At 37.5% G+C, this 24,687-nt stretch carries 16 protein-coding genes; 11 read left to right on the top strand and 5 right to left on the bottom strand.

The window, feature by feature from the left end:
- Positions 1 to 157: 157 nt before the first annotated feature.
- The 9 genes from ACOXY8_RS00670 (at position 158) to ACOXY8_RS00630 (ending at position 17,517) form a co-directional block, all read left to right on the top strand.
- Positions 158 to 769, top strand: coding sequence for a fumarylacetoacetate hydrolase family protein (locus ACOXY8_RS00670; RefSeq protein ID WP_458329626.1), 612 nt, complete (start codon positions 158 to 160; stop codon positions 767 to 769).
- Positions 756 to 2,621 carry a M23 family metallopeptidase gene (locus ACOXY8_RS00665; RefSeq protein WP_458329625.1) on the top strand — a complete coding sequence of 622 codons (1,866 nt, stop codon included), beginning with the start codon at positions 756 to 758 and terminating at the stop codon, positions 2,619 to 2,621. Before ACOXY8_RS00670 ends, ACOXY8_RS00665 begins: the two co-directional genes overlap by 14 nt.
- Positions 2,622 to 2,625: 4 nt before the next feature.
- A complete protein-coding gene (bcp, locus tag ACOXY8_RS00660; protein WP_458329624.1) occupies positions 2,626 to 3,075 on the top strand; it encodes a thioredoxin-dependent thiol peroxidase in 450 nt (149 codons plus the stop codon).
- A gap of 88 nt (positions 3,076 to 3,163) precedes the next feature.
- Positions 3,164 to 4,015: a transketolase gene (locus ACOXY8_RS00655; protein ID WP_458329623.1), complete on the top strand. Its 852-nt coding sequence runs from the start codon at positions 3,164 to 3,166 to the stop codon at positions 4,013 to 4,015.
- A 40-nt stretch (positions 4,016 to 4,055) separates the two neighbouring features.
- Positions 4,056 to 5,012, top strand: coding sequence for a transketolase family protein (locus ACOXY8_RS00650; protein WP_458329622.1), 957 nt, complete (start codon positions 4,056 to 4,058; stop codon positions 5,010 to 5,012).
- 4 nt (positions 5,013 to 5,016) lie between these two features.
- Positions 5,017 to 8,298: an OmpA family protein gene (locus ACOXY8_RS00645; RefSeq protein WP_458329621.1), complete on the top strand. Its 3,282-nt coding sequence runs from the start codon at positions 5,017 to 5,019 to the stop codon at positions 8,296 to 8,298.
- Positions 8,299 to 8,517: 219 nt separating this feature from the next.
- On the top strand, positions 8,518 to 11,340 hold the full coding sequence (locus ACOXY8_RS00640) for an OmpA family protein (protein ID WP_458329620.1): 2,823 nt from the start codon (positions 8,518 to 8,520) through the stop codon (positions 11,338 to 11,340).
- A 214-nt stretch (positions 11,341 to 11,554) separates the two neighbouring features.
- On the top strand, positions 11,555 to 14,911 hold the full coding sequence (locus ACOXY8_RS00635) for an OmpA family protein (protein WP_458329619.1): 3,357 nt from the start codon (positions 11,555 to 11,557) through the stop codon (positions 14,909 to 14,911).
- 245 nt (positions 14,912 to 15,156) lie between these two features.
- The gene (locus tag ACOXY8_RS00630; protein WP_458329618.1) at positions 15,157 to 17,517 is read left to right on the top strand and encodes an OmpA family protein; all 2,361 of its coding nucleotides are present in this window, start codon (positions 15,157 to 15,159) and stop codon (positions 17,515 to 17,517) included.
- On the opposite strand, the gene ACOXY8_RS00625 is transcribed toward ACOXY8_RS00630, so the two are convergent.
- Positions 17,518 to 19,086: an ArnT family glycosyltransferase gene (locus ACOXY8_RS00625; protein ID WP_458329617.1), complete on the bottom strand. Its 1,569-nt coding sequence runs from the start codon at positions 19,084 to 19,086 to the stop codon at positions 17,518 to 17,520.
- Between the two features lie 60 nt (positions 19,087 to 19,146).
- Between ACOXY8_RS00625 and ACOXY8_RS00620 the strand changes: the two genes are divergently transcribed.
- The gene (locus ACOXY8_RS00620; protein ID WP_458329616.1) at positions 19,147 to 20,334 is read left to right on the top strand and encodes an aspartate aminotransferase family protein; all 1,188 of its coding nucleotides are present in this window, start codon (positions 19,147 to 19,149) and stop codon (positions 20,332 to 20,334) included.
- 83 nt (positions 20,335 to 20,417) lie between these two features.
- Here the strand turns inward: ACOXY8_RS00620 and ACOXY8_RS00615 are convergent, their stop codons facing one another.
- From ACOXY8_RS00615 to ACOXY8_RS00600, 4 genes are all read right to left on the bottom strand, one after another.
- Positions 20,418 to 20,918, bottom strand: coding sequence for a hypothetical protein (locus ACOXY8_RS00615; protein ID WP_458329615.1), 501 nt, complete (start codon positions 20,916 to 20,918; stop codon positions 20,418 to 20,420).
- Positions 20,918 to 21,265 carry an arsenate reductase (glutaredoxin) gene (gene arsC / locus ACOXY8_RS00610; RefSeq protein ID WP_458329614.1) on the bottom strand — a complete coding sequence of 116 codons (348 nt, stop codon included), beginning with the start codon at positions 21,263 to 21,265 and terminating at the stop codon, positions 20,918 to 20,920. Before arsC ends, ACOXY8_RS00615 begins: the two co-directional genes overlap by 1 nt.
- 11 nt (positions 21,266 to 21,276) lie before the next feature.
- Positions 21,277 to 21,813, bottom strand: coding sequence for an ATP-dependent protease subunit HslV (gene hslV / locus ACOXY8_RS00605; protein WP_458329613.1), 537 nt, complete (start codon positions 21,811 to 21,813; stop codon positions 21,277 to 21,279).
- 93 nt (positions 21,814 to 21,906) lie between these two features.
- Positions 21,907 to 23,598 carry a pyruvate dehydrogenase complex dihydrolipoamide acetyltransferase gene (locus ACOXY8_RS00600; protein ID WP_458329612.1) on the bottom strand — a complete coding sequence of 564 codons (1,692 nt, stop codon included), beginning with the start codon at positions 23,596 to 23,598 and terminating at the stop codon, positions 21,907 to 21,909.
- Positions 23,599 to 23,724: 126 nt separating this feature from the next.
- On the opposite strand from ACOXY8_RS00600, the gene ACOXY8_RS00595 reads away from it, so the two are divergent.
- Complete coding sequence (locus ACOXY8_RS00595; protein ID WP_458329611.1) at positions 23,725 to 24,687, top strand: YheT family hydrolase; 963 nt, start codon at positions 23,725 to 23,727, stop codon at positions 24,685 to 24,687.

Raw genomic sequence — 24,687 nt, 5'->3', positions numbered from 1 at the left:
AAAAAGGAAGATGGTTTATTGTAGAATCATCTTCAATTATAAGCAGAATTGTTAATTTTGCTTATCAGAAATAATTAACCGTCATTTCTCAAAAAACAATCGTTAAGAAGAATGGGTAGGTTAAGTTTTTTATAAACCAATTGGCTTAAGTATTGAAATGAAAATAATTGCAATAGGTAGAAATTACGCCGCACATATAGCAGAACTCAAAAACGAGAAGCCTACAGAGCCTGTCGTATTCCTCAAACCAGATACGGCCATTTTAAGAAATAACGATCCATTTTTTTATCCTGAGTTTAGCAAAGATATTCACCATGAAGTCGAAGTATTGGTTAAAATAAGCAAAGAAGGCAAATTCATAGATGAAAAATTCGCTCATAAATATTATGATGAGATAGGTTTAGGCATTGATTTCACTGCAAGAGATATTCAGCAAAAATGTAAGGAAAAAGGCTTGCCTTGGGAAAAAGCTAAAGCCTTTAATGGCTCCGCTCCCATCTCGGAGTTTATCAATAAATCTGAATTTGCGGATATCCAAAATCTAAATTTCCACTTGGATGTAGACGGAGAAACCCGCCAAAAAGGAAATACTTCATTGATGCTGCATCCAATCGATGAAATTATCGCTTATGTCTCAAGGTATTTTACCTTAAAGAAAGGCGATATTATATTTACCGGAACACCCGAAGGTGTTGGACCAGTTTCGATCGGAAATACCCTTACTGGATATCTAGAAAATCAAAAAATGTTTGAGTTTGAAATTAAGTAAACTATTAATTCTCGCACTACTTATCCCATTCCTCACTTTGGGACAACAGTCTGTGCCCGATGCTTATTTTCAATTTCCTATACAGCCCGGCCAAGTCAATTATCTATCGGGTAGTATGGGAGAACTTAGAGCTTCACATTTTCATGCTGGCTTAGACATCAAGACAAATGGGCGGGAGGGTTTAAATGTGTATGCTTCAGCCGAAGGTTACATTAGTAGAATCAGAACTTCTACTTCGGGCTACGGAAATGCCATTTATATCCAACACCCGAATGGCTACACCACTGTTTATGCCCATTTGATGGAGTTTAAAGAACCAATGGCGAGTTACGTTAGAGCAGCTCAATATAGCCGCGAAAGTTTCGAAGTTGAGTTGTACCCAAAAGCCGGAGAGTTGCCTATTACCAAGGGCCAAGTAATAGCTCTATCTGGCAACACTGGCTCATCAGGCGGCCCTCACCTACACTTCGAAATTCGAAACGCCAACCAAATTGTATTAGATCCACTTTCGTACAAGTTTCAAGAAATCAGTGATGATATTGCTCCCATTGTAGAGCGATTTGCACTAAGACCGATGGACATCCAGTCCAGGGTGAATGATCAATTTGCGAGAATGGATTTTCCTGCCCAGCGATCCGGAAGTGATTACACATTTGCTAGCCCCATAGAAGTAAATGGGCTTATTGGCATTGAGGTTTTAGCTCATGACAAACTGAACGGTGCCGCCAATAAAAATGGAGTACATCAAATTGAAATGAAGGTTGATGGAAAAACACATTTCAAGCAAAAAATAGATAATATAAATTTCGATTTACAAAGGCAGATTTTGGTTTTGGCGGACTATGCCACAGCACAGCAAAAAGGTCAGCGGTTCAATAAATTATATGTTGACGCAGGCAATAAGCTTAACTTCTATTCAAATGTTGTAGAAAATGGAATTCTTTCTATTTCAAATGGAGAAACAAAAAATATTGAAATAATATTGACCGATAGCTACGAAAATAGCAGCACGCTTTCATTTCAATTGATTGGTAAAGAGCCTAATGAAAACATTAATGGCAACTTAATTGGTGCAGACAAAACAGTCAGTTTAACAAGTGGGATCCTGTCAATAATTGATAATGACCAACAAGATGCCAACTTATTTGTTAAAGGAACTCCTTACCACATTAAGCCTTCTTACAGCAATTCTACCAAAGCTAATTATCTGTGGGATTTGCGTTTTGGTATTCCTGATTCAATCCGTATTGGTGGTAAAACCATCCTCCCGCAAATTTCTGCAATGGTGCCCGCTAGTAAATCTTATACATATAGAGGACGTGGATTTACAATTCAGTTTCCTGCAAATGCCGCTTTCGAGGATTTTTATTTGAATGCTAGCGAAAAAGAGGGCGTAATAGATTTAGGCGAAGATATTATTCCTTTTCTAAATAGTTTTACTGTGAATTATACTCCAAGAAATGAAGTAAATAACAAGGCTAAAACCTCTATTTATGAGTTGAGATCAAATAACCGGTACTCTTATGTTGGCGGAAACTGGAGCGGAAACAACATCTCATTTAGTTCGAGGACATTAGGGAAATATACATTACGGGAGGATTTGACAGCGCCGCAAATTCAACAATTAAGTCTTACAAAAGATCTAATAAGCTTCCGTATTACGGACGATATGTCAGGCATTCGCAGTTTCAAAGCAACACTAAACGGCAAATGGATTTTGATGAAATATGAATCCAAAAAGAATCTGATTTGGACGGATAACCCTGATCCAAATTTGCCTTTTTCAGGTGAATTGGAATTGGTGGTGACAGATAACGTAGGGAATATTCAAACTTTTAAACATAAAATCTAAACAAATGGCACTACAAGTTGGAGACAAAGCACCAAATTTTAGAGGTGTAGATGAGGCAGGAAATGCAATTGCATTAGAAGATTTTAAAGGCAAAAAATTGGTAATGTATTTCTATCCAAAAGATAATACACCTGGCTGCACAGCGCAGGCTTGTAATCTTAGAGATAACTATGATGCACTGAAAAATGCGGGGTACGAAGTGGTCGGAATCAGCTCGGATAATGAAAAGTCACACCAAAAATTTATCGAAAAGCAAAATTTACCTTTCCGCTTAATTGCAGACGTAGACAAAAGTATTCATGAGCAGTTCGGTACTTGGGTAGAAAAATCAATGTATGGTCGCAAGTATATGGGTACAGCTCGTACTACCTTTGTGATCGACGAAAAAGGTGTGATCTCAGAAATTATTGAGAAAGTAAAAACCAAGGATCACACCGCGCAAATTTTGAAATAAATTTAATCAAGCCCTTCTCAAAAAGAATGGCTATATCACCTAACCTTCGAAAAACCAGTAAATCTGATTTTCACAAACCAAATACAAAATGAACAAGGCTCCCGACATTTCGGAATTGAAGCGAATTGCTTCCCAAGTAAGAAGAGACATCGTAAGAATGGTGCATGCTGTTCAGTCTGGTCACCCTGGTGGCTCCTTAGGCTGCGCCGATTATTTCGTAGCTCTTTATTTTTCAATTCTCAACAAGAAAGTTCCTTTCCAAATGGACGGCGAAGGGGAGGATGTATTTTTCCTTTCTAATGGCCACATTTCGCCAGTTTGGTATAGTGTACTTGCCCGTAGCGGTTATTTCGAAGTTTCAGAGTTGGCTACATTTCGTAAGATCAATTCTAGGTTACAAGGCCACCCAGCAACAGAAGAAAATCTGCCAGGCATTAGAGTAGCTTCTGGTTCATTAGGCCAAGGCTTGTCGGTAGCATTAGGAATGGCGCAAGCTAAAAAACTCAAAGGTGATAAAAACCTTGTATTCGTTTTGATGGGCGATGGTGAGCAGCAAGAAGGCCAAGTATGGGAAGCAGCAATGTATGCAGCGCACCATGGAGTAGACAATGTAATTGCCACGATTGATTTCAATGGACAACAAATTGATGGTTCTACTAAAGATGTGATGTCGCTTGGTGATTTGAAGGCAAAATGGGAAGCATTTGGATGGGAGGTTATAGAGTCTAATGGTAATGATATTGAAGATTTAATTCATAAATTAAATTACGCAAAAAGCCTCACAGATAAAGGAAAACCAATTCTAAACTTGATGAGTACTGATATGGGCTATGGAGTAGACTTTATGATGGGAAGTCACGAATGGCACGGTATAGCTCCAAATGATGAGCAACTGGCTAATGCACTTGGGCAGTTGGAAGAAACCTTAGGAGACTATTAATCCCATTTCAAATTTTTGTAAATCATAAAGAATCGAAAAAATGCCAAAATATACATTCACAAATAAGAAGGATACACGCTCAGGTTTTGGAGACGGATTATTGGAGTTGGGACGCACGAACCCTAAAGTAGTAGGTCTATGCGCGGACCTTACAGGTTCATTGAAAATGGGAGCTTTCAAAAAGGAATTTCCAGAACGTTTTTTCCAAGTGGGTATTGCAGAAGCAAATATGATGGGTTTAGCCGCTGGTTTTGCCACTTCAGATTTGATTCCTTTCACAGGAACTTTTGCTAATTTCTCAACTGGTCGAGTTTATGATCAAATCAGACAATCAATTGCCTATTCGGGAAAAAATGTAAAAATATGCGCTTCTCACGCTGGTGTTACATTAGGAGAAGATGGTGCAACTCACCAAATCCTCGAAGATCTAGGCATGATGAAAATGCTGCCACACATGACAGTAATTAATCCTTGCGATTATAACCAAACTAAGGCAGCTACATTGGCCATTGCGGATTTCGAAGGCCCTGTATATTTAAGGTTTGGTCGCCCTGCAGTACCTATTTTCACACCTGAAAATCAGAAATTTGAGATTGGTAAAGCTTGGAAAATGATTGAAGGGGCAGATGTAAGTATTTTTGCTACTGGGCATTTAGTTTGGGAAGCTGTATTGGCAGAAGAAATTTTAGCTCAAAAAGGGATAAGTGCTGAGATAATCAATATTCACACGATAAAACCAATTGATAGCCAAGCTATTATTGACTCTGTACGCAAAACAAAATGTGCTGTAAGTGCCGAAGAACATCAAATAGCGGGAGGTTTAGGCGAGAGCATAGCTTCAGTTCTTGTACACAATTTTCCAAGTCCTTTGGAAATGGTTGGCGTGAAAGATAAATTTGGTGAAAGTGGAAAACCCGCTGAGCTAATGACTAAATATGGCCTAACAGCTGAAAGCATTGTGGCAGCAGCAGAAAAAGCAATCGCAAGAAAAAACTAATAAGATGAAAAATAGGGTAATCATACTTCTAACCGCATTTATGCTTACCCTTCCCTACTTAGGGATTAGCCAAGCAATTACTTGGGCTAATAAAGTCGAATTTGAATATAATCCGTACGAATCCAACGGATTGGAATGGACAGGTGAAGTTGCATTAGGAGCTCCAGATGCATTTCCCTATGGAGAATTAAGCCCACGAGCTTTCCGACTTAAGACCGAAAAATCTTACGGAAGGCTCGTGGTTTCTTTTGATAAACCCATGCCAGCTAGCCAAATTTGGATTGTAGAAAGCTATTTACCTGGGCGCATTACCAAAGTAATCCTCTTCGATGAAAACAACGATAAATATGCGGCTTATGATGGTAAACCGCAGGAATTAGCAGAGCCATGGCGTAATTTCATTGTTGATTTAGGTAAAAAAACGGATTATAACATCATGAAAATTGAGATCAATATGATTTCAATACAAGCTCCAGGTTGGAGTCAAATTGATGCTATCGGAGTATCTGATGCAACAGCGACAGTTGTTCAGCAAGAGTTACAAAAGCTTGATGCTCAAGCGACAAATCAGGCCATTGCAGGACCAATTAAACCTATCGCTAATAATAATCTAGAAATAACTGTAGAGGAGCAGAAAGCGATTGCAGAAGCAAAAGCAGCGGAGGAGTTGAGGATAGCTGAGGAAAAAAGAATTGAAGAAGAAGAGCGCTTAAGAAAGGAAGAGGAACAAAGAAGAGAGGAGGAAAAAAGACTAGAGGAAGAAAGAAAGAAGGAAGAAGAAAAGAAAAAACTTGAAGAAGAAGAAAAGAGGAAAAAAGAGGAGTTAGAGAGAAAAAGGCAGGAAGAAGCAGAAAGGAAAAAACGGGAAGAGGAAGAGAGAAAGCGTATAGAGCAACTGCAAGCAGAAGAGCGAGCAGAAGCTTTGAGACAAGCTGAACTTAAACGTAAAGAAGAAGAAAGAGCTCAACTGGAAGAGGAGAAAAAAAGGCAAGAAGAGGAGAAAAGAAAAGCAGAAGAAGCTGAGAGGAAAGCTAATGAAGAAGCAGAGCGACTTGCACAGCAAAAAGCTCTTGAAGAAGCTCAACGTTTAAAAGAAATTGAAGAAAGGAAAATTCAAGAGGCTAGATTAGCCGAATTACGAAAAGCTGAGGAAGAAGCTAAGAAAGCTGCCGAAGCTATTAAAATGGCTTCACCACCAAGTGCTATTAGTCAAAATAATCAAATCAAGCGAACCGAAACTACCCTCCCGCCTATTCCAAATGAGTTGGCAGCTCTTCCTAATCGTAAAGAGGAAGTAATAGATGAGAATATTACGGCAACTAAATTGGAGCTGATTACCAGAAGAAGAGAACTCGATTTAAAGGCTTTGGAAGTATCTAGAAATACATCTGCTAGTTTTATCCAAACAGCTGCAATCAAAGATTTATCAGTAAAACCGGATATCACTGAAGATTTCAGAAGGCAAAGTGTTGGTGATGGAATAAATACACCATACGCCGAGGTGAAACCAATTATCACTGCGGATGGACAAACGCTATACTTTAGCAGACAACAATATCCGGAAAATTTGGGTGGAGAAGAAGACGATCAAGATATTTATGTAGCGCGATTAGAAGATGGTGAATGGGGAATGGCGCAAAATATAGGAGAACCACTTAACAATAAATTTCCAAATGGAGTAATTGCAGTGGCTGGAGATGGTAATACGCTATTACTTATCAATAAATATGACAGAAGAGGTAGAGCAGAGTCAGGTTTATCTATTACAAGGCGAAGTGGAAACACATGGAGTTTTCCTGAACCGTTAGAAATTGAAAACAATTATAATAGAAGTGATTTCGGCGATTACTTCTTGTCTGCCAATGGCAAAATAATGTTGCTCGCAGTACAAAGAAGAGATACCAAAGGCGATCAAGATTTATATGTGAGTTTTGATAAAGGTAACAATCAATGGTCGGAACCGATCCATATGGGGGCAGCTATAAATTCTGCTGAAGCTGATTTTTCGCCCTTTCTAGCGCCTGATAATCGGACACTGTATTTCGCATCGTATGGTCACAGTAGCAAAGGTGGACCAGATATATACATGTCCAAAAGACTTGATAAATCATGGACGAATTGGAGCCCTCCAAAGAATCTAGGCAACACAATAAACTCAGCAGGCTTTGAAGCATACTTTACAATTCCAGCTGCTGGCGACTATGCCTATTTGGTTACAGACCAAGGTGGTATTGAAAACTCGCGAGATATTTATGTAGTAGCTATTCCATCCGACTTTATGCCCGATCCTGTTCTTACGGTAATGGGAAGAGTTTTGGATGCTAACACGCTGGAGCCTATTCAAGCTAAATTAGTGGTAGAATCTATACTAGACGGATATGAAACTGCTGGGGTAGAAACCAATGCAGAGAATGGCGAATTTGAATTTATACTTCCTTCTAAAGATCAATATCAAATAAGAAGCCTTGCGCCAGGCTATGGCCCAGTAAATGAGGTAATTGATTTGCTCAACCATACTGAAACTGGAATAGTAGAAAAGACATTCTACTTGAAACCTATAGATGAAATATTGAACCAAAAAACAATTGTAGCAAACGAGAATCAAGGTCAAATAAATGATAGAAAAGTAAATAACGTAGCCGTAAAAGAGGGAGCTCTTGGGGAAGAAATATTATTGCGTGTAAATGGAACCGTTAGTTCTATTGATGGCAGTTCTCTTAATAGTAATATCATGTTTATGGCTGTTAATGATAGTTCTACAGTTGTTAGTGTCCTTACAGATAATGATGGTCAATTTGAATTACAACTTCCTTATGGAATTAATTTTACTTATAGAAGTAATGCCTCTGGATACTTTAACATTGAAGGCAAAATCGATTATTCCGAGTCAAATTCAGACCGTAGTTTGACTTTAGATTTGGTGCATTCGCCAATAGAAACGGGTATAACAGAAACATTACCTAACATCCTATTTATGCAAGGTGCTGATATTCTTTTAGATGGATCATACCCTGAATTAGATAGTATTGCAAATTTCCTTGTAAAGCACCCAAGTGTAGAAATACTTCTTAGTGGGCATACTGATGGCATTGGTGATGCAGCATTGAATATGAAGCTTTCTGAGGATAGAGTAAAAGCGGTAAAAGCATATTTAGTAAGTGAGGGTGTTTTAGAGAAAAGAATTTCAATTGAAGCCTTCGGTGGGACAAAGCCTATTGCAAGTAACGCAAGTGAGAGAACAAGACGACTAAATAGACGTGTAGAACTCACTATATTGAAAAATTAATAAATCACCATATTCTAATACTCTCCTGCATAAAAAGATGCATAATCAACATAAAAACTGCATTTTTATAGTTTATAAGCAATTTTTACATACAACTTTTTATCAGATTTTACGATAAATACTATAATAATAAGGAATTTATTTTCCACCTTTATAGTTGAAAAATAGGAAAAGTACAAATTGAGGGTTTTTAAAAAACACCAATCTCAATACCATCTAATGTTTCGCAATCTTATCATATTGATTACAGCTATCGCACTTAGCAGCTTTGATGCTATTGGACAAAATATCCAATGGGCAACAGGAGTAGATGCGCAGAGTAACAATTTTGACAAAGATCAGTGGTCTGCTAATGGAGTCTTAGGAGCACCCAATGCAATGCCTTATGGCGAATTAAATCCAAATGCTTTCAGATTAAAAAATGAAAAAACGAATGGAGGATTTACTGTTACTTTCGATAATCCTCAAAATGTTCGTCAAGTAATCATTTTTGAAAGTTTCAATCCGGGAAGAATTGAAAGAGTTTTCATTTATGATGAGAATAAAAACCGATATCCAATTTTTGAAGAAGGATATGCAAACAACGAACAATTTGGTGTATTGACAATTCCAGTTTCTGGTATTGATGCAAAAATTGTAAAAGTCGAAGTTCGTCTAAATGCAGCCTTAAAAAATGGTTGGGCGCAAATTGATGCAGTTGGTATTACTCAAAGTACTGATCCTTCTATTGGCAAAAATATACTAAACGAAATGGGTGAGGCGGACAGACTTGAGATTCTTTCTCAAAATGTTCATCATAGAAACCTTGGTTTGGGTGTTAACTCTGTTTACAATGAAGTGAAACCGATTATAACCTCCGATGGATCTAGACTTTATTTTACAAGGCAATATTCCCCAACAAATGTAGGTGGTGCTCAAGATTTAGCGGATATTTATTATTCTGAAAATGTAAATGGTGCATGGACTGAAGCTAAAAACATCGGTTCTCCACTCAACAATAGAAATCCAAATGGTGTAACTGCTATTACGGCAGATGGAAATCAATTACTTCTTATTAATGAGTACACTGCAAATGGTGGTGTAGGAAATGGTCTTTCAATAACTCAGCGGAATTCTACTGGATGGGATGCACCCCGTAAAGTAAATATTGAAGCTTTTGTAAATCTCAATGACTTTGTTGATTTCACCTTGAGTCCAAATGGTGATGTAATGGTAATGGCCATTGAAACCAAAGAGTCTCTTGGAGATCAAGATTTATATATAAGTTTTTACAAAGGCAATGAACAATGGACTAAGCCAAAAAATATTGGAGCCACATTAAACACTTCTAAAGCTGAATTCTCACCATTCATAGCTCCTGACGGGCTTACGATGTATTTTGCTTCAGAAGGCCATGGTGGACTTGGTAAAAGTGATATCTTCTATACAAAGAGATTGGATGACACTTGGGAAAACTGGAGTACTCCTGTAAACTTAGGCCCAACAGTGAATACATCAGAATGGGATGGTTATTTTACAATCGCAGCAAATAGCAATATTGCTTATGTTGTTTCTCAGCAAGGTGCAAGAGCAGGCTCAAGAGATATATATCAAGTAAGAGTGCCACCCCTCCTTATACCTGAACGTACGATTACTTTAAAAGGAAAAGTTTTTGATGCCAACACTAAGCTTCCTTTAGCAGCTGAATTAACTCTATTGGCATCAAGTGATACGGATAGAAAATCTGCATTAAAATCTGATATTGAAGGTAACTATAGTGTGAATGTGATTCCTGATGTGAACTATGATGCTGCAGTAAGAGCTGAAACGTATAATCAATTGATCGAAGGTTTAGGTCAATTCCCAGCAGATGGCGATTCCATTTTTTATCATGATTTCTACTTAACCAAAGTAAGTGAAATTGCACCTCAGAAGACGATAATAGCTCAAGCTAGCACAGCTCCTGCTCTATCAGCTACGATTGCCCAGGTACCAATCGTTATTATTGAAGAAAGAGAGGAGCCCATTACAGTAACTATCGATATTGATCTCGATAATTTAGATTTACCGCTGAATTTGGCTTTCATCAAAAAAGATAGATTTACAGGTAATGTTATCGCCCACGGTTCACTAGCGATGGGAGTTAATACGACTGAAAATTTAAATACCCTTGAAGCAATAGCTGATGCTTCTTACCCGCACCAAATGTATGCACAGAATGCAGATTTGCATTTGTTTGCCGAAGCTAGTGGTTATTATAATACTGTGGATCTGATTCCAAGTAATGAGTGGGTAAATGGAGGTACAGAACCTTTCGTAATACTTATGACACCTGTTGCAACCACCATCAGTACATACAACACTATTGACATATTGCCTACAAAGTCTATTAGGAAGCCTGACGAAGTAGAATTGGTTAACACAAAAACAACTGCTGATTTACCTCCATTATTACAAGTAATTGGTCATGTGTATGACGAAAAAACAATGGAGCCATTGGTTGTAAATGTAATGGTGAATTCAGAAACCGGTAAAAACAGTAAGAACCTTACCACGAGCGAAAGTGGTAAATTTGAAATAGAAAATCCAGAGTATGATATCTATAACTTTGAAGCTCTTTTGGATGGATACTATTCGAAAAAGGGATCTATTAAAGTTGAAGAATTGGAGAAAAATGGATTGGTTGAAGTGACAGTTTTACTCACTCCAATTGAAACAGGAATTACATTAGCATTACCGAATATGCTCTTTGTGCAAAGTAAGCCAGAGCTATTAGAAGTCTCTTTTCCAGCACTTGATAGTGTCGGGAATGTAATGTTAGAAAATCCAACTCTTGAAATCCTACTTAGTGGACATACTGATGGAATTGGTGATATGAAACTAAATCAGCAATTATCTGAGGATAGAGTTGCTACAGTGAAACAATATTTGGTTGATTTAGGCATCGACCCAAAAAGAATAGAAACTGAAGCATTTGGAGGTAGAAAGCCAATAGCTTCAAACGCAAGAGAAGAAACTCGCCGACTAAACCGGCGGGTGGAAGTTACAATTTTGAAGTACTAGGTTTGGTTAATTGATTTTGCATAAAAAAAGCCCATTAATATGGGTTTTTTTTATGCTCAAATAATAGTGGCACCGCAAATTCTTTTAAAACAGTTATTTTAGGAATGATCTATATTATCTTACTTCTTTGTGAAAAAATAAAATGCAAGATATTTGCAATTATATAGTTTATATAGTGGTTTAACTTCCAAATTCTGTTTGATATTACATTCTGTTGAAATTTAGCCTTACCATATTATTTGCTATACTAATCCATTTTGGTGCCTCAGCTCAGCAAATTCAATGGGCTGAATCAGTCGTCAATTCCAATGGAGCATTTGAAGAAAATGATTGGTCCGCTAGAATGGTTCTAGGGCCTCCAAATGCCATCCCATTTGGTGAATTAAGTCCTAGAGCATTTAGAATTAAAAACGAGAATGGTGTCGCTCAATTTACCTTATCCTATTCCATAGCTCAGAATATCCGACAAGTAATTATAGTCGAAAGTTTCAACCCTGGTAGAATCTCAAGAGTTACCATATTCGATGAACAAAATGTACCCTATGTTATTTTAGATGGCTCATTTCAAGACACTAAAGATTTTAATGTAATATCTATTCCAGTCCCAAGTACCGATAAAAAATTTAATAAAGTTGAAATAAGACTTGATGCTTCCGCTAATTCAGGTTGGGCACAAATTGATGCAGTAGGTATTTCAGAAAGCACTGACCCATCTATTGCTAATCAAGTAATTGAAAGTGCTGGAATGATGCCTAGATTTGAAAGACTTCTATCCAGACAAATAAAAAGAAACCTTGGCTACTGGATTAATACCCGATTCGATGAAACAAAGCCTATCATTTCGCCAGATGGTAATACACTCTATTTTGGCAGAAGATTTTATCCTGGAAACAGAGGTGGGACAAACGATATACAAGATATTTATATTTCTAAAAAAGTAAATGGAGAATGGGGTATTCCAGTAAATATTGGAGGACCTATTAATAACTCAAATCCAAATGGTGCTACTTCAGTAACAGCAGATGGAAACCGATTATTTTTAATAAATGAATACTATCCAAATGGTACTTTTAATGATGGGTTCTCTTACTCTGACAGAATTAATGGAGCTTGGCAACAGCCTAAGAATATTAAAATAGACAATTACAGAAATAGGAATCAATTCCTCGATTTTGCTTTAAGTGTAAATGGTGATGTGATCATACTAGCAATTGAAACTGCCAATACAGTAGGAGATCAAGATTTATATGTCAGCTTTTATCAGGGAAATGACGTCTGGACGGAACCAAAAAATTTGGGAAACTTGGTTAATTCTACTGCAGCAGAATTTTCCCCCTACCTAGCCCCAGATGGACGTACACTGTATTTTGCTTCAGAAGGTCATGAAGGATTTGGGAAAAGCGATATATTCTACACCAAAAGGCTGGATGATACATGGGAAGTTTGGTCTGAACCTCAAAACCTAGGCCCTGAGCTTAACACAGCCGATTTTGATGCTTATTTTACTATTCCTGCCAATAGTAATAAAGGGTTTGTAGTTTCCATGGAAGGATCCATTGGTGGTCTTAGAGATATTTATGAAGTCCAAATTAAGCCTGAATTCCTTCCAGACCCAATTGTAACTTTGGAAGGTATCGTTACTGATATAGAAACAGGCTTACCAATAAGTGCTGAAATTAATATTCAATCACCAAATGAAAAAAGCATAAGAAATGCGTTAGTATCAAGCCCAGATAGAGGTGGTTTCCAAGCAATCCTGGTACAGAACGCTGATTATAGTCTTGACATCGTAGCTGAAGGTTATCGTCCATTCAAGCTTCCATTAGGGCCTTACCAATCTGAAGTAGATACTATACTTCGACAGGATTTTAAATTGATTCCTATAAAATCTTCTTTGCCCGTAGAACTTCCAGGCACACTTTCTATAATTGACCAAGTCACAAACCAGCCTATTTCTGGAGCTAAAGCTACACTCACTATAATAGATGAAAATGATTCAACTTCTGTTATACAGTTGGATCCAAGTACATTAACAGGTCCTCTTCCATTTAATATATTGAATACACACAAATCGGCTACAATTGAGATTACTAGGGAAGGATATTTTCCTCAAGTTGTGGAGCTTACTGGATTTGATTTGGAGGAGGATATTGATTTGAAAGTAAATGTTGCACTAAAACCTTTACCTCCCGCATTTGAACCAACCGTAAAAAGAGTAAGATTGCCGGGTCTGGCACAACCCAAGTTCAGACCTGCGCCAATTCTTGATTTTCCAGAATGGAATCCATATCCAGGCAAATATATCGTTCTTGGAACTACTTATAATTTAGAAACCAAAGAACCCATTTCTGCTCAAATAACCTTAAAAACAAATCAAATTGATTCCTTAAGTTTTGAAACTGGAAATGATGGAAAGTTTGAAAATGAAATCACCAATGTACTAAATATTGAAATAGTAGCAGCCGCTGATAATTACGAACCTGCACAATTCCTTGCAGAACCTGAATTGCTTGTCGAAGATAGTACGATAATGGTTGATTTATTTCTTCAACCAAAGGCTCCTGTCTCAAGTTCAGCAAGTATTATCATCAAAGATTTGATAAGCCAAGCGACTATTGAAGTAGATCAAAATGTCATCTCTATCCAATATGGAATAGACTCAGTGAGCAATGAAATACTGACCATTTCTAATGGAACATATCCATTTCAGGTATTTGAAAATGCAAATCAATTACGTGTGAATACTCTGAAATCAGGCTATATGCAAGGTTCCTTTGTTGTTGACAGCCTCGCTTTATCATCTAGCACAAATTTGGTATTTGAATTCGGTATTATGCCACTGCCAAGCCCACTAAATCGAGAAAAGCATATAGCCCAAATGCCATCGTTAAACCCCTCAATTCCGAACTCTGCTCAAAAAGAGCAGCTGGCAGATATTGATCCTTTTCCTGTGATGCTTACTGTGATTGGAACTGTGTATAATGAAAGCACAATGGAACTTTTGGATGTTGAAGCTATTGCAGAATTGATTGGATTGGAGTCTGGTTCAGAGTATACCAAGAGCACAGATCAAAATGCAAGTTTCAAGCTCGACTTACTCGAAAGAGAAGGATTGAATTTTAAAGTCACTGCAAAGGGCTTTTTAGCAAAAGAAGGTCAAATAAACCTTAGCAATGAGGATACGAAGGAAATTGAAACCATAATTTATTTAAGCCCAATTGAAATGGGAAGAGCGGTAAGTATCCCAAATTTACTTTTTGCTCAGCAAGAAGCTGAGATTCTAGCTCCCTCCTTCCCTGTTTTAGATAGTATTTCCACTGTTCTAAATCAAAACCCTAATTTAGAAATATTACTAAGTGGCCACACAGATGTAATCGGTGATAAGCTCTTAAACATGGAATTATCACAAATGAGAGCTGCTGCTGTAAAAGAATACTTGATAGGAAAAGGAATAAGTGCGCAGCGGATTAGAGTAGAAGCATTCGGTGGATCCAAACCCATAGCATCGAGCGGGCGGGAGGAAACAAGGATGCTAAATAGACGAGTTGAACTCACCATTATCAAAAATTAGCTATCCAGCATTATTTCACTCTTCAGCAACAATAGACACCGCACAGCTGACAAAATGAAAAGCATGAAATTAATATAATACAATTTGTTGATTTTCAAAAATTCATCAGAAAAAGTTTAAAATCTCTATTCACTCCATTTTTAAACAGATTTATGATCTAAACTTGTATAAGAATTAGAATTCTCAATTCTGTAGAAAATTGGAATAGTTAAATTTTTGTAATTCTCAAAAATCGACATCGTATTATGAAAAGTGCAAAATTTTTGTTCGTCTGCTCATTAATCTTAGGAATCGCTAGTCAATCGCTAGCACAAGATAAAATCCATTGGGCAACTCAAGTAGAATATCAATACAATCAATATAGCGAAGACGCTGGTAGCGCGCAAAATGTGCTTGGCGAACCTTCGGCTCATCCTTATGGAGAACCAAGTTCAAATGCATATCGCCTTGCAGTAAAAAATGGATTCGGGAGATTGATTGTTAGTTTTGATGAGGCAGTAAACAGCAAGCAGATAATAATTATTGAAAACTACCTTCCGGGCAGAATCAATAAAGTAATCGCATATGATAAAGCTGGATCAAAACACCTCGTGTATGATGGTGGGTATAAAATAGATGCTGACTATAGAGTATTGAGAATTCCTCTAAAAGAACAAAATATTGAAATAAAGAAAATAGAATTAAGTATTCTGGCTTATTATGAAGAAGGTCATGCCGAAATTGATGCTATAGGTGTTACTTCGAGTGCAGATCCAAATTTAGGAAGTCTTTACTTCGAAAGTATTGGTCTCTCTCAAAAGCAAATTGTCAACACAAGCATGTTGTCCAATGGAATCAAAAAAGTAAACCTTGGATCAAATGTTAATAGTAGATATGATGAGGTAAAGCCAGTAATTTCTCCATTTGGACATACAATTTATTTCAGCCGTCAAAATCACCCAGATAATTTTGGTAGTACTAAAGACGAGCAAGATATTTTTTACGCAGAAATGCAAAATGGTCTTTGGTCCAATACAGTTAATATTGGAAACAACCTCAACGACCGTCATCCAAATGGAGTAGTTTCTATATCGTCAGATGGCAATACCCTTTATCTCATAAATGACTATCAGTCAGATAAAAGCTATAAAAAAGGATTGAGTCTTAGTAGAAAAGAAAATGGAGTTTGGCAAACACCCGAACCAATCAGAATAAAGAGCCTTTACAATTTTGCAAATTTCGTGGATTACTCGATTTCTCCAAATGGCCAAGTGATGGTTATGGCCATGAGTAGACTTGGCGGCCAAGGCGGAATGGATCTTTACGTAAGTTTCTATGAGGGCGACAATACTTGGTCGGCTCCAAGCAGTTTAGGCAAGCAAGTTAATTCCAAATCTGATGAGTTTTCCCCTTTCATCGCAGCAGATGGCAAAACACTTTACTTTTCGTCTTATGGTCACAATGGTCTAGGCGATTCAGATATCTTTATTAGTAGAAGGTTAGACGATTCTTGGAGCAATTGGTCGGCTCCTACCAATTTAGGATCAGAAATAAATACGAGTGGCTTTGATGCCTATTTCACGATTCCAAATGAAGGAAGTATAGCTTATATGGTTTCCGACCAAGGGTCAATTGGTGGCTCTAGAGATATATATAGAGTGGAATTAGAAGATGAGTTTTTACCAGAAAATACCTTCCGTGTAATTGGCCAAGTTTTAGACGCCGACACAAGAGAACCTATTTCAGGTGAATTGAGATTTTCGGATAATGATTTATTCAAAAGTAGTGTAACCTCAGATAAAGATTTGGGTTTGTATGAGGCATTATTAGAGCTAGGAGCTAAATACGAAATCACAACAACTGCATTAGGTTACGAATATTCTCACGAAGAGCTAGACTTGAGTCATGTAATCAAAGGTACCGTAGTTAAAAATATCTACTTAAAACAAACTAGTATTGATCCAAGTCTTACAGTTAGCAATTCGCCTAGTATGGCTACTTTCAGAACGGAATTAGAAAATAAAGTAAGGGTACCAATGCGCAATATTCAATTGAAAGTTATTGACGCAAACACAAAAAATCTTATAGAAAGTGAACCTCAAATAGCAGGTCGAAATCTAAGACAGAGTAGCGAAATCGGAGTATTTGAAACTAGCATTCCTACTTCAGGTAGACAATTTGTAATAGTAAAAGCAGATGGCTATTTAAGCTGGAGAGGTCAACTATCAGAGCTTAAAATCGAGGATGGTGAATATATAGCTGAATTGAGTAAAATTGAAATCGGCAAAAATATAGTTTTATCAAACTTACTATTCGTTCAAAGTTCTGATGTGATTATTGAAACCTCAAATGGCTCAATAGACGAACTATTCGACTTACTTGAAATGAATGAGAATATAAGCATTACCCTTCATGGCCATACTGATAACATCGGTAGCGAAAAACTTAATAAGGAGCTTTCAGAGAAGCGAGTGATAACTGTTAAGAATATGCTGGTCGAAAGAGGAGTTGACCCGAAAAGAATAAAAACAAAAGCTTATGGAGGTAGTGACCCAATAGCCAGCAATGCCACCGAACGCACCCGACGCTTGAACAGGCGGGTGGAATTTAGCATCAACGAGTATTAATTAATCTTCAATAGCTTTGAATAGCAGGAATGTTTTTCCCTGATATTCAAAGCTATTTATTTTTTCTATCACTTCTTCATTCAGCAAACTACTCTCTGCAATCATATACTGATTGACAATTATTTCATCAGAGTAAGGAACAATCTCTTCCAAATGCTGCTCCAAATAGTATGAAACTGTAAATGATATTTTGCTAGGGGCTAATATTGAAAGTTTCTCCTCTCCCACTTGCTTTGCCATTTCAATGGCTATTGCTTTATCTGTAGCTGCATTACTATCTACAACTCTGCTTTCTGTCAACACCCAACCGTAAACTCCACGTACTACAAGAAGCATCAGAATCAAAAGGTATATTTTAGACCACCTTCTTTTTGATTGAGCTACAATAAAAACAAGGCCTATTATTATTGAAAAACCTAAAACACCATTAAGGTTGAAGACTTTTGGAATGGAAACAAATGGTAATAATGCGAGCAAGAATAAAAACAGAATAAGCCATGACAATCCATAAATCACCTTTTTGAACCAAATGATTCGAGAATGTGTGGGAGGAAATTGATAATAAAGACTTGTAAGTACTAGCGTAGCAAAAGGGTAAAACATATACAAATAGCGAGATCTTGTACCTGTAGAAATCCAATAAACTGGCAAATTCACTAATAGCATAAGTAAGCAAAAAAGCAAAAATGGCTGAGCCTTGATTTTGGAAAATGAATCCTTACGCAAAAAAAGAAGCATAAAACCTGCTGGCAACATTGTAAGTACAAAACTGAAAGGGAAGGTTATAAAATGCTGAAGAAAATCCCCAATACCTCCCACCTCTTTGGTTCGATTGCTCGACTCAGACCACAAGTTCTTTATGAAAACAGATGCATCAGCATATTGATTATATTGATAAAAGTATCCTCCTACTATGATAATCAAAACCAAAATTCCAGCTATATGCTGAATTGACAAAAGTCTCTTAAAATCCTTTTTCCAAATAAAATAACCAAGTAAACTGAAAAATGGAAAGAGCAAGGATGGAAGACCTTTGGTAAGAAATCCAATGGCAGATAAAAAATAGACAGAAAGAAAAAGTAGCCAAAACTTTTTCTGTTCACCATAATGGAAAATGAGAATAATGCTCAAAAACGAAATGAGCGAAAAGAATAGATCAATTTCACCTAAAAATGAAAAGTAGAATAAAATATCAGAGGAAACCAAAAATAGACCAGTTGCTAGAAATACAGTTCTTTCATCTAGATATTGACGGCCTATGCGATGCATAACAAAAGCCATTATCATAAAGGAAATAACTGTGATTCCTCTTGGAACCCATTCATGCACACCAAAAATTTGGAAGCCAATCGCTAGTAGCCAATTGAAAGCGGGAGGTTTATTTAAATATATTTCTCCATGAATAGTTGGCACCCAATAATTGCCAGAAAATAGCATTTCTATTGCCACAAGAGCACGTCTGGGTTCTTCCAAAAAGAAAGGAGATTGCCCCAAGTTGATGGTAAGTACAATCGCCGAAAGCAAAAACACTAAACCAACTTGAATATTATGTTCTTTTAATTTGATCATAATTAATTAGTGCCCGAAATTACAAATTTATAGCTCCATGCAATTTTGTAATTTTGCCAAATGCTCACAAATCGTCAATTATTTCTTCAAAATTTAGCACAGACATCATCCACTCCACTGATGATTGAGATTGAACGTGCCGAAGGTTCTTATTTATATGCCCCAGATGGCAAAAAATACCTTGATCTAATATCAGGAATTAGTGTAAGTAATGTAGGCCATAGGCATCCGAAAGTAGTTCAGGCAGCCAAAGATCAATTAGATAAATATATGCATCTAATGGTATATGGCGAATATGTTCAAAGCCCACAAGTAAAATTAGCAAATGCTTTGGCGGCTACTTTGCCAAGCAATTTGGATTCAGTGTATTTAGTTAACTCTGGAAGTGAGGCTGTTGAAGGAGCATTGAAACTGGCAAAAAGATACACTAGCAGAGCGAATATTGTTTCTTGCCGAAAAGCCTATCATGGCTCCTCGCATGGTGCCTTGTCTGTCGGTGGGGAAGAAAGCTTTAAGCAAGCTTATAGGCCACTATTACCAGGCATCTCTTTAATCCATTTTGGCATGGAGGCTGAATTAGAAAAAATAAATACAAATACGGCTGCAGTAATAATAGAAACTGTGCAAGGAGAAGCAGGAGTAAGAACGGCCAGTAAAAGCTATTGGAAGGCGCTCAGAAGACGTTGTAATGAAACAGGCACATTGCTTATACTTGATGAAATACAAGCGGGATTTGGGCGTACAGGTAGCTTTTGGGCGTTTGAGCAATACGACATCCAACCTGATATATTGGTAACTGCCAAAGGAATGGGTGGAGGCATGCCAATTGGTGCTTTTATTAGTAGCAAGCAAATAATGACTAGCTTAAGTGAAAACCCAATATTAGGGCATATCACCACTTTTGGAGGGCATCCTGTATCAGCCGCCGCCTCATTGGCAGCTTTAGAAATTATTCGTGATGAGAAGCTTTATGAGCAAATCCCAACTAAGGTTGAATTATTCAAAAGCCTTTTGATTCACCCTGAAATTAAAGCGATCCGTGAAGCCGGGTTCATGATGGCGATTGAGTTCAAAGATTTCGATCGGTTGAAACAGATAATTGATAAAGCTATAGAAATGGGAGTCATTACAGATTGGTTCCTATTCTGTGACAATAGTATGCGAATAGCCCCACCGCTTACCATAAGTGATGCTGAAATTCGTGAAGCTTGTGAAATAATTTTGAATGCTATTGAGTTAACCAAATAGCCTTATGGTCAGCAAGAAATTGAGGATTTATCAAAACCTCCAAGCAAGTTAACGTATCACATTTTCAGAAAAGCGGGAGGAAATTATTTCTTGGCCGGGCCTTTTACCATTTTCCCGTCTATAAAAACATAGAGGAGCTTAAATGGCAAAGAATTGTTCCATTCCTTATTGATCACAATAAAACTTGGACTGCGCTTCTCTTCAAAATAAGACGCCGTCAATTGCTTATGAAAAACCTTAGCAGTGGCTACAGAATCTCTTGAGGAATACAGGGAAATAAGATTAGGAAATTCCTCAGAAAATATCTTAGAATCGGAAGCATCTATCAACTCGATAGCATAGATGTGCATTTGAGGAATTGAAAGTAATTGGAAGCGTTCTATTTCAATTTTTGCAGTGGTGGCATCAGCCATAAAAAGCATTTCCTCTTCATTAAAAGCTATTGCGCTATTGGGAAGGTTTTCGCCATTACCTAAATGAAAAGTACCATTAAGCAAAAGCATTGGCTTAGCATCATCAGCAATATAAAATGCCGAAAGGATCAAGAATACACCTACAGATAAAAGGCTTCCAATTTTTTTCATCACAATAAAAGATTAATGTTTTCGGGTGGTCTTCCGATCACCGCTTTGTTGTCTTTAATTACGATGGGTCTTTCGATCAAAATTGGATCATCAACCATTGCTTGAATATACTGCTTTTCGCTAAGCTCCTTCCCGCTATAGTTCTCTTTGAAAATTGCTTCGTTTTTTCGCACCAACTTTTCGGCTGGTATATCTAATCGCTTTAAAACGTTCACAATTTCATCGAAACTGGGAGGATTTTTCACATATTCAATGATCTCCGGTTCAATTCCATTTTCTCTCAAAAGAGCAAGCGTTTGCCTGCTTTTGCCACATCTTGCGTGATGATAGATGGTAATTTTGTTCAAAATCTGAAGTTTTAATCTATGGTTTCTATCACTAAATTATGATTGGTATAAATACAGATATCAGCAGCAATATTTAAGCTTTCTTCTACCATTTCCCTTGCACTTAAATTTGTTGCATGTTTTTTCAATGCAGTGGCTGCGGACTGAGCGTACATACTTCCCGACCCAATTGCTGCAATTGCATTATCAGGTTCAAGCACATCGCCTGTTCCAGAAATAACAAGAATTTCATCCACATTGGCCACAATAATCATCGCTTCTAATCTGCGGAGAAAACGATCCATTCTCCAGTCTTTTGCAAGCTCAATAGCAGCTCTTTTCATATTGCCGCCATGAGCGTTTAACTTCTCATCAAATCGCTCCAAAAGTGTAAAGGCATCTGCAGTACTTCCTGCAAAACCAGCTAGGATTTTTCCACCCGCCAATTTTCTTATTTTTCGCACATTGCTCTTTGCTACTGTATTGCCCATAGTAGCTTGTCCATCTGCACCAATGGCTACTTTGCCATTATGCCTCACTGCCACTACGGTTGTTGATCTTATTTTCATATTAATCGAATTAAAATACTTTGTTTATAATTTCCAGCTAAAAACAAAAGTCCCGCCAATGTAACGGGACTTTGTATTCTATATTGAAGATTGTTAAATCAAAATCCTAACTGGGTCTTCTAATAAATACTTGAACGTTTGTAAAAACGCCGAGCCAACTGCACCATCCACTGCACGGTGATCGCATGAAAGTGTTACTTTCATCACGTTACCAATTGTCAATTCATCATTGCGAACTACCGGCACTTTTTTGATAGCACCTACAGCCATAATACACGCATCTGGAGGATTGATAATCGCTGTAAACTCCTCAATACCAAACATTCCTAAATTTGAAATAGTGAAAGTGTTACCTTCCCAATCTGCTGGTTGAAGTTGTTTATTTTTAGCTTTTCCACCCAACTCTTTCACTTCTGAGGCTATTGAGGATAAGGATTTCTGATCTGCAAAACGAACTACTGGTACTAGTAAACCTTCTTCCACGGCTACTGCCACACCAATATGGATATGCTGATTGAATCGAATTTTATCCCCTCTCCAGCTTGCATTTACTTTTGGATGCTGACGTAATGCCGCTGCTGCTGCCTTTATCACCATATCATTGAATGACACCTTGACAGGCGAAAGCTCATTGATACTCTGACGAGCCGCTATAGCTTTGTCCATATCTATCTCCATAGTGAGGTAGAAATGTGGAGCAGTGTACTTGCTTTCTGCCAAACGCTTCGCAATTGCTTTACGCATTTGCGATACATTCACTTCTTCGTACTTCTCTTCACCCGGTGCAATAGGACTAGCCACCCAAGTTGGAGCACTTTCTTCTTTTTTGGAAGCTGCTTTGGATTCACTTGCTTTTGCTTCAGCTTGCGGAGTGTATTCTTCGATATCTTTCTTTACAATTCGACCATTTTCACCGCTACCTTTTATCTTGTTAAGATCATAGCCTTTTTCTTCAGCCATTTTTCTAGCGAGTGGACTTACAAATATTCTTTCTCCGTCGCTTCCTCCCGCTTTTTCTTCTTTACTTACGGATACAGCTTCCGCTTTTGGTGTGCTAGATTTTGCTTCTGATTTCTCAGATTTCTCTCCCTTCTCCTTAGAATCACTTGATTCACTTTTCTTATTCTTGTGAGCTTTCAATAGTGTTTCAACATCTGCTCCTTTTTCACCTACTATTGCAATTACAGCATCCACAGGAACTGAATCACCTTCTTCTACACCAATATACAGTAGTTCACCATCTTCAAAAGCTTCCAATTCCATGGTTGCCTTGTCTGTTTCCACTTCGGCAATTACATCACCTGAGCTTATTTTATCGCCTTTTTTCTTGAGCCAAGCTGCAATCGTTCCCTCTTGCATAGTATCGCTCATTTTAGGCATGGTGATTACAGTTGCATTTATAGCTGAAACATCAATTTCTTCTTCACTTCCATTATCCTCACTTTTCTTATCTTCCTTTTCAGACTTATCTTCTTTCTTATCTTCAGCTGAAACCTTGGTATCACTTCCATTTTCAAGGTCTTTCAGTAAATCATCTATATTCTCACCTTTCTTACCAATTATCGCAATTACACCATCCACTGGTACAGATTCACCATCTTTTATACCAATATGCAAGAGTACGCCGTCTTCAAAAGCCTCCAATTCCATAGTAGCTTTATCCGTTTCTACTTCGGCAAGAATATCACCTGCACTAACTTTATCTCCCTCTTTTTTCAACCATGCCGCTATAACACCTTCTTCCATGGTATCACTCATTTTGGGCATGCGTATTACTTCAGCCATATTATTAGTTTTTCGTATTCAAATATAAAGATTCAAAAATAGCTTATAAATGGCCTTATTCAAAAAGCAAATAGTAAATTGAGCTTCTTTAAATTTGATAAATTTGAAAGGCTTAATATAGAGAGAATGAAATTGACAGATTTCGAAAGTTATAAAAGGCCATTATGGATGCCTAGTAGACATATAGAAACCGTAGTACCGGCATTATGGCGAAGGATTGATGGCTTACAATATGAGCGTGAAAGATGGGAATTGGACGATGGAGATTTTATCGATTTGGATTGGAAGCGGGAGGATGATCATAAACGATTGGTGATTATCTGCCATGGAATGGAAGGTAGCACTGACCGAGCTTATATGATGGGCATGGCCAAAGCCCTTGCGCCAACTATGGATGTACTTGCATGGAATTTTCGAGGCTGTAGTGGTGAGCTCAACAGATTACCAAGATTTTACCATAGTGGTGAAACAAGCGATTTACAAAGAGTAATTGACTATGCTAGAAATTCCAAAAACTATGATTCTATTTCATTGATAGGGTTTAGTCTTGGTGGAAATTTGATTCTGAAATACCTCGGCGAACAAGGACGCAAAGCTATTGGCATTTTTGATAAAGCAATTGCTATATCTGTTCCACTGCATTTAAAGTCTTGCTGTGAGGTAATTTCAAAACCACAGCATAAAATGTATTCTCATCGATTCTTAGTTACCCTCAAAGAAAAAGTGCGCTCAAAAGCTGAGTTAATGCCAGACAGGGTTGATTCGAAAAATTTGAAATATATCAATGACTTAACTTCTTTCGATGATTATGTAACGGCTCCATTACATGGGTTTATAGATGCTAACGACTACTATACTCAATGTAGCTCATTGTTTTTCTTGAGTAATATCGCCATTCCAACTTTGGTAGTAAATGCCAAAAATGATCCTTTCCTTTCAGAATTGGCTTTTCCAACAGAAACAGAAATCAACAACCCAAATGTAAACTTGCTCTACCCAGAAAAAGGAGGTCATGTGGGATTTTCTTCTTCGAAATTGAATGAGATAAACTGGACTGAAAGGTTGGCTCAATATTACTTCAATGTTTGA

It is taken from the genome of Peijinzhouia sedimentorum (genome assembly GCF_049340005.1).
In the GTDB taxonomy this organism is placed as follows: domain Bacteria; phylum Bacteroidota; class Bacteroidia; order Cytophagales; family Cyclobacteriaceae; genus CAXBDP01.
This window is presented reverse-complemented; position numbering and strand designations above follow the sequence as displayed.

What these genes read in the sequence shown, in the direction of transcription:
- ACOXY8_RS00655 (WP_458329623.1), top strand. Translation starts at nt 3,164, where the DNA reads ATGAACAAGGCTCCCGACATTTCGGAATTGAAGCGAATTGCTTCCCAA.
- ACOXY8_RS00630 (WP_458329618.1), top strand. Translation starts at nt 15,157, where the DNA reads ATGAAAAGTGCAAAATTTTTGTTCGTCTGCTCATTAATCTTAGGAATC.
- ACOXY8_RS00650 (WP_458329622.1), top strand. Translation starts at nt 4,056, where the DNA reads ATGCCAAAATATACATTCACAAATAAGAAGGATACACGCTCAGGTTTT.
- ACOXY8_RS00620 (WP_458329616.1), top strand. Translation starts at nt 19,147, where the DNA reads ATGCTCACAAATCGTCAATTATTTCTTCAAAATTTAGCACAGACATCA.
- bcp (WP_458329624.1), top strand. Translation starts at nt 2,626, where the DNA reads ATGGCACTACAAGTTGGAGACAAAGCACCAAATTTTAGAGGTGTAGAT.
- hslV (WP_458329613.1), bottom strand. Translation starts at nt 21,813, where the DNA reads ATGAAAATAAGATCAACAACCGTAGTGGCAGTGAGGCATAATGGCAAA.
- ACOXY8_RS00595 (WP_458329611.1), top strand. Translation starts at nt 23,725, where the DNA reads ATGAAATTGACAGATTTCGAAAGTTATAAAAGGCCATTATGGATGCCT.
- ACOXY8_RS00645 (WP_458329621.1), top strand. Translation starts at nt 5,017, where the DNA reads ATGAAAAATAGGGTAATCATACTTCTAACCGCATTTATGCTTACCCTT.
- ACOXY8_RS00615 (WP_458329615.1), bottom strand. Translation starts at nt 20,918, where the DNA reads ATGAAAAAAATTGGAAGCCTTTTATCTGTAGGTGTATTCTTGATCCTT.
- ACOXY8_RS00625 (WP_458329617.1), bottom strand. Translation starts at nt 19,086, where the DNA reads ATGATCAAATTAAAAGAACATAATATTCAAGTTGGTTTAGTGTTTTTG.
- ACOXY8_RS00640 (WP_458329620.1), top strand. Translation starts at nt 8,518, where the DNA reads ATGTTTCGCAATCTTATCATATTGATTACAGCTATCGCACTTAGCAGC.
- ACOXY8_RS00670 (WP_458329626.1), top strand. Translation starts at nt 158, where the DNA reads ATGAAAATAATTGCAATAGGTAGAAATTACGCCGCACATATAGCAGAA.
- ACOXY8_RS00600 (WP_458329612.1), bottom strand. Translation starts at nt 23,598, where the DNA reads ATGGCTGAAGTAATACGCATGCCCAAAATGAGTGATACCATGGAAGAA.